This window comes from Leclercia sp. 29361 (genome assembly GCF_011290365.1).
Lineage (GTDB): Bacteria > Pseudomonadota > Gammaproteobacteria > Enterobacterales > Enterobacteriaceae > Enterobacter > Enterobacter tamurae.
Genome location: NZ_CP049786.1, coordinates 1,760,976 through 1,773,818, shown reverse-complemented (window position 1 = coordinate 1,773,818; position 12,843 = coordinate 1,760,976). Strand labels below are relative to the sequence as shown.

Annotated in this window: 8 protein-coding genes; 2 read left to right on the top strand and 6 right to left on the bottom strand. The window is 58.1% G+C overall.

The features are described from left to right. Positions 1 to 186 precede the first annotated feature (186 nt). From phoH to efeU, 4 genes are all read right to left on the bottom strand, one after another. Positions 187 to 978, bottom strand: a complete 792-nt coding sequence (gene phoH / locus G7090_RS08315) for a phosphate starvation-inducible protein PhoH (protein WP_207630116.1) — start codon at positions 976 to 978, stop codon at positions 187 to 189. A gap of 499 nt (positions 979 to 1,477) precedes the next feature. Beyond that, positions 1,478 to 2,761 carry an iron uptake transporter deferrochelatase/peroxidase subunit gene (efeB, locus tag G7090_RS08310; protein WP_166182097.1) on the bottom strand — a complete coding sequence of 428 codons (1,284 nt, stop codon included), beginning with the start codon at positions 2,759 to 2,761 and terminating at the stop codon, positions 1,478 to 1,480. Positions 2,762 to 2,765: 4 nt separating this feature from the next. Next, positions 2,766 to 3,893 carry an iron uptake system protein EfeO gene (gene efeO / locus G7090_RS08305; RefSeq protein WP_166182096.1) on the bottom strand — a complete coding sequence of 376 codons (1,128 nt, stop codon included), beginning with the start codon at positions 3,891 to 3,893 and terminating at the stop codon, positions 2,766 to 2,768. 43 nt (positions 3,894 to 3,936) lie between these two features. Continuing rightward, entirely contained in the window at positions 3,937 to 4,770 is an 834-nt protein-coding gene (gene efeU / locus G7090_RS08300; protein ID WP_166182095.1) for an iron uptake transporter permease EfeU, read from the bottom strand. A 251-nt stretch (positions 4,771 to 5,021) separates the two neighbouring features. Between efeU and G7090_RS08295 the strand changes: the two genes are divergently transcribed. Next, complete coding sequence (locus G7090_RS08295) at positions 5,022 to 6,206, top strand: NupC/NupG family nucleoside CNT transporter (protein ID WP_106992675.1); 1,185 nt, start codon at positions 5,022 to 5,024, stop codon at positions 6,204 to 6,206. Positions 6,207 to 6,289: 83 nt separating this feature from the next. Here G7090_RS08295 and G7090_RS08290 read toward each other — a convergent pair whose 3' ends face one another. Both G7090_RS08290 and putP read right to left on the bottom strand, forming a co-directional pair. Then, entirely contained in the window at positions 6,290 to 6,709 is a 420-nt protein-coding gene (locus G7090_RS08290; protein WP_106992674.1) for a DUF3574 domain-containing protein, read from the bottom strand. A 153-nt stretch (positions 6,710 to 6,862) separates the two neighbouring features. Next, a complete protein-coding gene (gene putP, locus G7090_RS08285; RefSeq protein ID WP_166182094.1) occupies positions 6,863 to 8,371 on the bottom strand; it encodes a sodium/proline symporter PutP in 1,509 nt (502 codons plus the stop codon). 420 nt (positions 8,372 to 8,791) lie between these two features. On the opposite strand from putP, the gene putA reads away from it, so the two are divergent. Beyond that, positions 8,792 to 12,754, top strand: coding sequence for a trifunctional transcriptional regulator/proline dehydrogenase/L-glutamate gamma-semialdehyde dehydrogenase (gene putA / locus G7090_RS08280; protein ID WP_166182093.1), 3,963 nt, complete (start codon positions 8,792 to 8,794; stop codon positions 12,752 to 12,754). The last annotated feature ends 89 nt before the right edge of the window (positions 12,755 to 12,843 follow it).

The following is a 12,843-nucleotide window of genomic DNA, read 5'->3' as shown; positions in this document are numbered from 1 at the left end:
TATAGATACAGCAAAACACCGGGTAATACCCGGCATTTTCTATACGAAATAAATATGTCACCAGCATAATATGATCTTGTGAAGACAACCAAACAGATGAGTTTCAACCGAGGGTTCAGATGCAGCTTCCCGGCATTGCGCCGGGAAGGGGGTAAAAGATGTACGTAAAACGAGAAGGTTACGCCATTACCAGGAATAGACCTGCAGTGTCCGCTGGCACAGGGCCGAGCGCACGCAGTCATCTTTGGTAAACTGCACTATCCCTACCATCTCGTCTTCCTCGAAACGTGCCAGCGCATCGCTCAGACCCGATTTGACGCCGGCCGGCAGGTCGCACTGGGTGATATCCCCGTTTACGATTACCGTCACGTTTTCCCCGAGGCGCGTTAAAAACATCTTCATTTGCGCAGCAGTTACGTTCTGAGCCTCGTCGAGAATCACAACTGCATTTTCAAATGTACGTCCGCGCATATAGGCGAACGGCGCAATTTCTACCTTGCCGATTTCTGGCCGCAGGCAGTACTGCATAAAAGATGCGCCCAACCGCTTCACCAGCACGTCATAAACGGGCCGGAAGTATGGCGCAAACTTCTCCGAAATATCACCGGGCAAGAAGCCGAGATCTTCATCGGCCTGCAATACCGGGCGAGTGACAATGATCTTATCGACGTCTTTATGAATCAAAGCCTCTGCCGCTTTGGCTGCACTAATCCAGGTTTTCCCACACCCGGCTTCACCGGTGGCGAAAATCAGCGACTTATTCTCAATAGCATTCAGGTACTGCGCCTGAGCGTCATTGCGTGCCACAACTGGCGTCATATCCCGGCTGTCCCGCGCCATGCCAATTGCTTCTACGCCACTCATCTGCACAAGCGAGGTGACCGACTCTTCTTCACGCTGTTTATGGCTACGTGAATCCCGTCTCAGCACACGTTTTGCTTCACGACGAGCTTTGATCACTGCTTTTTGTCTTCCCATGGATAGCACCTTGAGTTGTTGGTATTCATCACTCGTACCGGCATCGGTACGATTAGGCGAACAAACATCTGAGGGTTGGCTTCCTTCTAAGCCAGAGCTTACTTGGTTAAATGACCCAGCCGGATCGCTATGCTCACCAAACGGCGGGTCGGAAAAATCAGGATTTGCTGTGGAGGGGGAGAATTTTTCGGTGAAGAGATCGCTGCCGGAGTGTGGGCCTCCGCGCCGGGTGCTGCGGTTGTTGCGTTTACCATGTCCACGTGAGGACTCAACCATTCGCGATCTCCAGAGTGATGCATATTCACTGTAAGGTTTACCGCTTTCTTAATGTAAGTACATCAGGATTTAGCATGAATGCAACATTATTTTTACCTGAATGCAACTTTAAGAATCGCCTGACAACGTCACTTAATCTGCCTGGGGAATATTACAGAAGTATAACAACGGGATAGCGGAACATAAAAAAATCGTCCCGCTTAAGGGGTAAGCGGGACGGGATTCAGGCTGTGAGCAGCCCCTGAGCAAGCCAGCCGTTTTTATCACGCACGCCTGGCAGAGCAAAGAAGTAGCCCCCACCTACCGGCTTGATGTACTCCTCCAGCGCTTCGCCATTCAGACGCTTCTGCACGGTCAAAAAGCCCTGCTCCAGATCGTGCTGGAAGCAGACAAACAGCAGGCCCATATCCAGTTGGCCAGAGTTGGTTACCCCCAGCGAGTAGCTGTAGCCCCGGCGCATCATCAGGTTGGATTCGGTCTCTTTCGTTCGCGGGTTGGCAAGGCGGATGTGGCTGTCGAGCGCAATGATCTCGCCATCAGGATCGCTGGCGTAATCTGGCACGTCATGCTCGTTTTTCATCCCCAGCGGCGCGCCGCTGTGCTTATCCCGGCCAAAAATGGTCTGCTGCTCTTTGAGCGGCGTGCGATCCCAGAACTCCACGTGGAACTGGATAATACGCACCGCCTGATAGCTGCCGCCCACTGCCCAGGCCGGTTCACCCTGATCGGCCGTCACCCATACCACGCTCTCCATCAGGGGCACATCCTGGCTGTTGGGGTTGGCGGTGCCATCCTTAAAGCCGAGCAGGTTCACCGGCGTCTCTTTGCCTTTGCTGCGCGCGGCGTGGTCAGAGATAAACCCTTCCCGCTTCCAGCGCACGCTCAGCAGATCCGGGGTGTGCTTGATAAGATCCCGCAGGGCATGAATCACCGTGTCCTGGGTGTTGGCGCAAATCTGGATCAGCAGATCCCCGTGGCACAGGGCCGCATCCAGGGAGTCATTCGGAAAGCGCACCATCTTCTGCAACGATTTTGGTTTCTGTGGTGCCAGCCCAAAGCGATCGTCAAACAGCGAGGCCCCCAGCGACACCGTCATGGTCAGGTTATCCGGGGCGATAAAGGCCCCCAGAATCCCCGAATCCATTGGCGGCAGACGTGGGTTCGGCGTGTCGGGCGCCGGGCCGCCGGTGGTCAGAAAGGCAATGCGCTGGGTCAGGAGGCGGAACAGACGCTCCAGCTCGCTTTTGTCGCTGGCCAGCACATCGAAGGCCACCAGCATCATCGACGCCTGCTGCGGGGTTAAAATTCCGGCCTGATGCGGACCGTAGAACGGCTGGGTCTCCATCCGCGCATCCGGGGAGAGCGTGCCCGGCGCGCTCTGCGGTTTTGCCGCATGCGCTACCGGGCAGCCGCCCGCCAGGGCAAGGGCGCCGCCAAGCGCCCCGACCCCTTTTAACAACCGACGCCGTGAAGGTTCTACAACGTCGTACTCATCATGCTTGTTCATCAACTTAGTCCAGACCCAGTACGCCACGCAGCTGCGCCAGATCCTCTGCCAGAGTGGTGATCGGCCCTTTCAGAGCGTTACGGTCGGCATCGGTCAGCTTGTCGTAGGTTTCAAACCCGTCTTTGGTGCGGTATTTTGCCAGAATGGTGGTCACCTTCTTAAAGTTGGCATCCACTTTCGCCAGCAGGGCGCTGTTATCTTTCTGCAGCTGAGGACGCAGCAGGTCAACGATCTTCTGCGCGCCTTCGACGTTAGCCTGGAAGTCCCACAGGTCGGTATGGCTGTAGCGGTCTTCTTCCCCGCTAATTTTGCTGGCCGCCACTTCTTCAATCAGCCCTGCCGCGCCACCCACCACTTTTGACGGCGGGAAGGCCAGCTCGCTGATGCGTTTTTGCAGCTCCAGCACGTCGCTGTTCAACTGCGTCGCGTACTGCTCCATCCCTTTGGTGGAATTATCGCCAAACAGGGCTTTCTCCAGACGGTGGAAGCCGGTGAATTTTGGATCGGCGGCTTTCTGCTCGTAGTCATCTTCACGGGCATCGATGCTGCCATCCAGGTCCGAGAACAGCTCGGCGATAGGCTCGATGCGCTCATAGTGCTGACGGGTTGGCGCGTACAGGGATTTGGCTTTTTCGATATCGCCCGCTTTCACCGCGTCGGTAAAGGCTTTGGTGCCGGCCACCAGGTCCGCCGTCTCTTTGGTGACGTAAGCTTTATATGCGGTAATGGCCTCGCCGAGGCTCAGCAGCGCGTCGCCTTTGGCGGCGTCGGCGGTGGCAGCACCTTTGACGATCAGCTTACCTTTCGGGTTGGTCAGCAGGCCGCAGGTCATGTCATATTCACCCGGCTGCAGGTTGGCGGTCATCTTCTGAGTGAAGCCCGGGGCGATGTTCTCGCGCTCTTCCACCACCATCACCCCTTTGAGGATCTCCCACTCCAGCGCTTTCTGGCTGTGGTTCTGGATGATGAACTGGGTTTTACCGCTGTTGACCGTGATGGTCATCGGCTCACACTGTTTATCATTGACGGTGACTTTTACCTGCGGAACATCTGCCGCCTGAACATAAAACGCGGAGGTAACCAGCGCGGCAATACCCGCCTGCAAAGCGGTGCGACGAAGTTGAATAGTCATAACCTTTCCCTTTTAAAAGTATGTTGTAACTACAGTGAGCACTTCAGGGCGCAGTATGCGACGGCTGCGTGCCCGGCCGCGATGGCATAAAGAACAGCGCCAGCGCCGGAATGAGATAGATAAAGTACACCGCCACTTCACTGACGCTCGGCGCTTCCTGATAGCCGAAGATCCCTTCCAGCAGGGTGCCGGTCAGCGAATGGGTGGACAGGATATTACTGAGATCGAACGCCACATCCTGGAAGTGGTTCCACAGGCCCGCCTCATGGAAGGCGCGGATCGCCCCCGCGGCCAGCCCGGCGGCCACCAGCAGAATAAACAGGCTGGTCCACTTGAAGAAGACGCCGAGGTTGAGGCGGATCCCGCCCCAGTAGAGCAGGAAACCGAGCACCACCGCAGTGGCCAGACCCAGCACCGCACCCAGCGGCGGCCAGATGCCGACATCCTGCTGGAAAGCGGCCAGCAGAAAGAAGACCGACTCCAGCCCTTCACGCGCTACGGCGAAAAAGACCATCATGATCAGCGCCCAGCCGTGGTGATTGCCTTTCGCCAGGGCGCTGTCCACCGCCTGCTCCAGTTGAACCTTGACGTTACGCGACACTTTACGCATCCAGAACACCATCCAGGTGAGGATCACCACTGCAATCAGCGCCACGAGGCCTTCAAACAGCTCCTGCTCTTTTTGCGGGAATTCCCCGGTGGTTTCGTTGATCGCAATGCCCAGACCCAGGCAGAGGGCGGCAGCCAGGAAGACGCCGATCCACATCACGCCGATCCAGCGGCCGCGCTGGGTACGTTTCAGATAGCTGGCGATCAGGCTGACAATAAGGGCCGCTTCGAGGCCTTCACGTAACATAATGAGAAATGGAACAAACATGCCGACACCTTAAATGTTATTCACGGTCAACTGATGCAAAGAAAAGTAAATTCTTGTGATAGTGATTATCATTACGGCAATAAGAAATACAAGCGAAATATGCTGCGTTTTGATGACAGGATGTAAAACCATAAGCAGAAAATAATCACTCAGGTGACTAAAGGGTTCATAAGTTATGTCGTAAAAGTTCATTTACGGTTACAGCGGGCTGTGGCTAAATAAGCGCCTCATTAATCTGCTGAAAATCAACTATGTATCAATTCCTGCACTTCCTGCTGGCGCTGGTGGTAATCCTTGCGCTGGCCTGGCTGGTCAGCTTTGACCGCCGCAACATTCGCATTCGCTACGTTATCCAACTTATTGTGATTGAGATTGCGCTGGCATTCTTTTTCCTCCACGCCGAAAGTGGCCTGTTTGTTATTCAGTACGTCTCAGGCTTCTTCGAGTCATTACTGAAATATGCCGCCGAAGGGACCAACTTTGTATTTGGCGGAATGGGTGAAAAGGGGCTGGCCTTTATTTTCCTCGGCGTGCTGTGTCCGATTATCTTTATTTCCGCGCTGATCGGGATTCTGCAGCACTGGCGTATTTTGCCGGTGATCATCCGCGTTGTCGGCACCCTGCTGTCGAAGGTTAACGGCATGGGCAAGCTCGAATCCTTTAACGCCATCAGCTCTCTGACGCTTGGCCAGTCGGAAAACTTCATTGCTTACAAAGGGGTGCTGGGGGATCTCTCGTCGCGTCGTCTGTTCACCATGGCGGCTACCGCGATGTCGACGGTTTCACTGTCGATTGTCGGAGCCTATATGACCATGCTGGAGGCGAAATATGTGGTGGCGGCGCTGATCCTGAATATGTTCAGCACCTTTATTATCCTGACGGTGATTAACCCGACTCGCCCGGAAGCGGAGCCGGAAATTAAGCTGGAGAAGATGCATGAGTCCCAGAGCTTCTTCGAGATGCTGGGAGAATATATTCTGGCTGGCTTCAAGGTGGCGATGATTATTCTGGCGATGCTGATTGGCTTTATTGCGCTGATCAGCGCCGTTAACGCCCTCTTCTCCAGCGTCTTCGGCCTGAGCTTCCAGCAGATTCTGGGATATGTCTTCTATCCCCTGGCGTGGCTGGTGGGCATTCCGCTGAGCGATGCTCTGCATGCGGGCGGGATTATGGCAACCAAGCTGGTGGCAAACGAGTTTGTGGCGATGATCGAGCTACAAAAAATCGCGGCACAGATGACCCCGCGCGGGCTGGGCATTCTGTCGGTGTTCCTGGTCTCCTTCGCCAACTTTGCCTCGATCGGCATTGTGGCTGGGGCGATTAAGGGGCTGAACGAGCAGCAGGGCAACGTAGTGTCGCGCTTTGGCCTGCGCCTTGTGTACGGCGCAACGCTGGTAAGCCTGTTATCGGCGAGCTTTGCGGGATTAGTGTTGTAGTTTATTGCCCGGCGGCGCTGCGCTTGCACGGGCCTACGGGTTTCGTAGGCCGGGTAAGCGCTAGCGCCACCCGGCAGATTTCATCAAAACTGCACGCACACCGGCTGGTCGACGCGCATCACTGACTCCTGGGCAAAGCGCTGCTTATAGATCCCCCGCAGCGTCTCGATGTTGCTCTCGCTCTGCGCATCTTTCCCGTGGATTAGCATCAACGCCTTGCTTGATTCGCGCGCCACTTTCCCGTCATTTCCCAGCCACTGCCCACGCGCATCAAACACCGTTAAGCCATCGCGAAAACGCGGGGTCACGTCCTGATCGACAAACTGCTGCCACTCCTGGCCGGTGATCGCCTCCCCTGCCGGACGGTTCAGGCCAAAATAGAGGGTGGTTTGCTGCATCTGATTATCGGCTTTGCAGGTGTTATCCGCGGTGCTGTGGGATGGGGCGTTGCAGCCGGCCAGCAGTAATATTGCGCCAGCCATGAGCCCTGTTTTGAATGTCATTGTTCGCTATCCTCATTATTTTTTAGCACAGCGATATGAACGTAAGTTGCAGAAATTAGCAATAAAAAAAGCCGGGCATGCCCGGCTTAGATTCCGAAGATGATGGTTCCCCCTCAACCCGGCCCTCTCCCTCAGGGAGAGGGAGAAGACAAATTACTCAGCCTGTAACTTCGTTGGCGGTGCGGAGTGGTAATGCGCATCTGCGTCAGCAAAGCGTTTCTGCATGGTGGCAGACGGGGCTTTACCCAGCAGACTGAAGACCACAATCCCGATACTGCCGAAGATAAAGCCTGGAATGATTTCGTACAGCCCCAGCCACGCGAACTGCTTCCAGACGATCACGGTGACCGCACCGATAATCATCCCCGCCAGCGCGCCATTGCGGGTCATGCGGGACCACAGCACCGAGAACAGTACCACCGGGCCAAAAGCAGCACCGAAGCCTGCCCAGGCGTAGCTCACCAGGCCCAGCACGCGGTTTTCCGGGTTCGCTGCCAGGGCGATGGAGACCAGGGCCACCACCAGCACCATAAAGCGCCCGACCCACACCAGCTCTTTCTGGCTGGCGTTCTTACGCAGGAAAGCTTTGTAGAGATCTTCCGTGATGGCACTGGAGCAGACCAGCAGCTGGCAGCTCAGGGTGGACATTACCGCCGCCAGAATGGCAGAGAGCAGAATACCGGCGATCCACGGGTTGAAGAGGATCTGCGCCAGCTCAATGAACACGCGCTCGGCGTTCTGGTTCACCGCACCCGCCAGGGACGGGTTGTTGTTGAAGTAGGCAATTCCGAAAAAGCCCACTGCACAGGCCCCGCCCAGACAGAGGATCATCCAGGCCATGCTGATACGGCGGGCATGAACGATGGTGTGGTGCGAGTCCGCCGCCATAAAGCGCGCCAGGATGTGCGGCTGACCGAAGTAACCCAGCCCCCAGCCCATCAGGGAGATAATCGCCACGAAGTTCAGCCCTTTCAGCATGTCGACGTTTTCGATGCTCTTCTGCTGGATCACTGCCAGGGAATCCCCCAGGCCACCCACGGAGAGGATCACAATCACCGGGGTCAGGATCAGGGCAAAAATCATCAGAGTGGCCTGCACGGTGTCAGTCCAGCTGACGGCCAGGAACCCGCCGACGAAGGTATAGAGGATGGTTGCCGCTGCCCCCGCCCACAGCGCGGTCTCATAGCTCATACCGAAGGTGCTTTCGAACAGACGCGCCCCGGCCACGATGCCGGAGGCACAGTAGATGGTGAAGAACAGCAGAATAACCAGCGCAGAGATAATACGCAGGATGCGGCTCTTATCTTCGAAACGGCCAGTGAAGTAGTCCGGCAGGGTCAGGGCGTTGTTATTGGCTTCGGTGTGCACGCGCAGACGCCCGGCCACCAGCTTCCAGTTAATCCATGCGCCCAGGGTCAGGCCGATGGCGATCCAGCTTTCGGAGATCCCGGAGAGGAAGATGGCACCCGGCAGGCCCATCAGCAGCCAGCCGCTCATATCCGATGCACCCGCAGAGAGTGCAGTCACGAACGGCCCTAAACTGCGTCCGCCCAGAATGTAGTCATCAAAGTTTTTGGTAGAACGCCATGCAAGGAACCCTATCAGGATCATGCCAAAAATATAGATAAGAAATGTCACCAGCATCGGTGTGCTAATTGCCATTTAAATACTCCGCAAAGATGTTCGACAGCCTTCCCGGCTGTCTTTATTCCACCCCCGGAACGAGGGGGTGATGATGTGTGTTTCTGTTGGCCGCGCGTATCCTGCCGTATGCGTTGCCATGACACAAACGATTTAACACTGCATTTACATCAATTTCATCCCCGGTTTCACACCAGTTTGCTGGAGGTTGCACTCGCTCACGTTTTTTACGGTTGCACCTGCAAAAAGTGTTAAGCGCCGCATGAAACCAGGGTTGACAGCGAAAATCCACATCTTTTTTATGGTTAACCATGACGTAACAATCTATTCATTTTCCAGCTTGCAAACCGGGTCACATTTAACGAGGTTGCACAAAGTTGCAACATAGTGGATATTTCACGTTAACTACACTAGCGCTACTGAATCACAGGAGTTTTTGGCATGGGCATGACCACCATGGGGGTTAAGCTGGATGACGCGACCCGCGAACGGATTAAATCGGCAGCTACGCGAATTGACCGCACGCCGCACTGGTTAATTAAGCAGGCCATCTTTAACTATCTGGAAAAGCTGGAGAGCGACGACGCCCTGCCAGAGCTGCCAGCCCTGCTGTCCGGTGCCGCCAATGAGAGCGACGAGCACAGCGACGCTGTCGAAGAGATCCACCAGCCGTTCCTCGAATTTGCCGAGCAGATCCTGCCTCAGTCGGTAAGCCGCGCGGCCATCACCGCTGCGTACCGCCGCGCAGAGACCGACGCCGTGCCAATGCTGCTGGAGCAGGCGCGCCTGCCGGAGCCGATTGCCTCTCAGGCCCACAGCCTGGCGTATCAGTTGGCCGAAAAACTGCGCAGCCAGAAAACCGCCACCGGCCGTGCCGGAATGGTGCAGAGCCTGCTGCAGGAGTTCTCCCTTTCCTCGCAGGAGGGCGTGGCCCTGATGTGTCTGGCGGAAGCGCTGCTGCGTATCCCGGACAAAGCCACCCGCGACGCGCTGATCCGCGACAAGATCAGCAACGGCAACTGGCATTCCCACATTGGCCGCAGCCCGTCGCTGTTTGTTAACGCCGCCACCTGGGGTCTGCTGTTCACCGGCCGCCTGGTCTCTACCCACAACGAAGCCAGCCTCTCCCGCTCCCTGAACCGCATTATCGGCAAGAGCGGCGAGCCTTTAATCCGCAAAGGCGTGGACATGGCGATGCGCCTGATGGGCGAGCAGTTCGTGACCGGGGAGACCATCGCCGAAGCGCTGGCCAACGCCCGCAAGCTGGAAGATAAAGGCTTCCGCTACTCCTATGACATGCTGGGGGAAGCGGCGCTGACCGCCGCCGACGCACAGGCCTATCTGGTCTCCTACCAGCAGGCGATCCACGCCATCGGTAAAGCCTCCAACGGCCGCGGCATTTATGAAGGCCCGGGGATCTCCATTAAGCTCTCCGCCCTGCATCCGCGCTACAGCCGCGCCCAGTACGATCGGGTGATGGAAGAGCTCTACCCGCGCCTGAAGTCCCTGACCCTGCTGGCCCGCCAGTATGATATCGGGCTCAACATCGACGCCGAAGAGGCCGACCGTCTGGAGATCTCCCTCGATCTGCTGGAAAAACTGTGCTTCGAACCGGAGCTGGCGGGCTGGAACGGGATTGGCTTTGTTATTCAGGCCTACCAGAAACGCTGTCCGTTCGTGATTGACTACCTGATCGACCTCGCCACCCGCAGCCGTCGCCGCCTGATGATCCGTCTGGTGAAGGGCGCCTACTGGGACAGCGAGATCAAACGCGCCCAGATGGAGGGTCTGGAGGGCTATCCGGTCTATACCCGCAAGGTTTACACCGACGTCTCCTACCTCGCCTGCGCCAAAAAGCTGCTCGGCGTGCCGAACCTGATCTACCCGCAGTTCGCTACCCACAATGCCCACACCCTGGCGGCTATCTACCAGTTGGCCGGCCAGAACTACTATCCGGGCCAGTACGAGTTCCAGTGCCTGCACGGCATGGGGGAACCGCTGTACGAGCAGGTCACTGGTAAAGTGGCGGATGGCAAACTGAACCGTCCGTGCCGTATTTATGCTCCGGTTGGCACCCATGAAACCCTGCTGGCCTACCTGGTGCGCCGTCTGCTGGAGAACGGGGCTAACACCTCCTTCGTGAACCGCATCGCCGATGCCACCCTGCCGCTGGATGAGCTGGTGGCCGATCCGGTGCAGGCCGTCGAGAAGATGGCAGCCCAGGAAGGTCAGGTCGGTCTGCCGCATCCGAAGATTGCCCTGCCGCGCGAGCTGTACGGCGCAGGCCGCATCAACTCCTCCGGCCTGGATCTGGCCAACGAGCACCGCCTGGCGTCGCTCTCCTCGTCGCTGCTCAACAGCGCCCTGCAGAAATGGCAGGCCAAACCGATCCTTGAGCAGCCGGTGAGCAACGGCGAAATGCAGCCGGTGATCAACCCGGCCGAGCCGAAAGATATCGTCGGCTTTGCCCGGGAAGCGACCGAACAGGAAGTGGATCTGGCCCTCGACAGCGCGGTAAACAACGCGCCGATCTGGTTCGCCACTCCGCCGCAGGAGCGCGCCGCTATCCTGGAACGCGCTGCGGTGCTGATGGAAGATCAGATGCAGCAGCTGATTGGCATTCTGGTGCGCGAGGCGGGGAAAACCTTCAGCAACGCCATCGCCGAAGTGCGCGAAGCCGTTGACTTCCTGCACTACTATGCCGGTCAGGTGCGTGACGACTTTGACAATGAAACCCATCGCCCGCTGGGGCCGGTGGTCTGTATCAGCCCGTGGAACTTCCCGCTGGCGATCTTCACCGGCCAGATTGCTGCCGCCCTTGCCGCCGGTAACAGCGTGCTGGCGAAACCGGCCGAGCAGACCCCGCTGATTGCCGCCCAGGGGATTAACATCCTGCTGGAAGCGGGTGTTCCGGCTGGCGTAGTGCAACTCCTGCCTGGCCGCGGTGAAACGGTGGGTGCCAAGCTGACCGCCGACAACCGCGTGCGCGGGGTGATGTTCACCGGCTCCACCGAAGTGGCTTCCCTGCTGCAACGCAATATCGCTACCCGCCTGGATGCCCAGGGCCGTCCGACTCCGCTGATCGCCGAGACCGGCGGCATGAACGCGATGATCGTCGATTCGTCTGCCCTCACCGAACAGGTGGTAGTGGATGTGGTGGCTTCGGCCTTCGACAGTGCCGGACAGCGCTGCTCCGCCCTGCGCGTGCTCTGCCTGCAGGATGACATCGCCGACCACACCCTGAAAATGCTGCGCGGCGCGATGGGCGAATGCCGGATGGGCAACCCTGGCCGTCTGACCACCGACATTGGGCCGGTGATTGATGCCGAAGCGAAAGCCAACATCGAGAATCACATTCAGGCGATGCGCGCCAAGGGCCGCCCGGTGTTCCAGGCGGTGCGTGAGAACAGCGAAGATGCCCGCGAATGGCAGACCGGTACCTTCGTGGCGCCAACCCTGATCGAGCTGGCAACCTTCGACGAACTGAAAAAAGAGGTCTTCGGCCCGGTACTGCACGTGGTGCGTTACAACCGTAACAACCTCGATCAGCTTATCGAGCAGATTAACGCCTCCGGCTACGGCCTGACCCTGGGCGTGCATACCCGTATCGACGAAACCATCGCTCAGGTGACCGGCAGCGCGAAGGTCGGCAACCTGTACGTGAACCGTAATATGGTCGGCGCGGTCGTGGGTGTGCAGCCGTTCGGTGGCGAAGGGCTGTCGGGCACTGGTCCGAAAGCCGGGGGACCAATGTACCTCTACCGCCTGCTGGCCAACCGTCCGGCCAACGCCCTCGGCGTGACCCTGGGTCGTCAGGATGCACAATACCCGGTGGATACGCAGGTGAAAGCGGCCCTGACGCAACCGCTGGAAGCGCTGGCGAACTGGGCAGAGAAACGCCCTGAACTGCGCGCCCTGTGCCAGCAGTATGGCGAGCTGGCGCAGGCCGGGACCCAGCGCGTGCTGCCTGGCCCGACCGGCGAGCGCAACACCTGGACCCTGATGCCGCGCGAGCGCGTGCTCTGCGTGGCGGATAACGAGCAGGATGCGCTGGTTCAGCTGGCGGCGGCATTAGCCACCGGATGTGAAGTGCTGTGGCCGGAAGATGGCCTGCACCGCGACCTGGCGAAGCAGCTGCCGAAGGCGGTGACCGACCGTATTCGCTTTGCTAAAGCAGATGTGCTGACCAGTCAGCCGTTTGATGCGGTGATCTACCACGGGGATTCCGACCAGCTGCGCGAGCTGTGCGAGCTGGTGGCAGCCCGTAGCGGCGCGATTGTGTCGGTGCAGGGCTTCGCCCGCGGCGAAGACAATCTGCAGCTGGAACGTCTGTACGTGGAGCGCTCCCTCAGCGTCAACACCGCTGCCGCAGGCGGTAACGCCAGCCTGATGACCATCGGCTAAGCGTGCAATCTCTCCCCGGTGGCGCTACGCTTACCGGGGCTACGGTTTTGATGTTCCAGGCCGGGTAAGGCGAAGCCGCCACCCGGCTT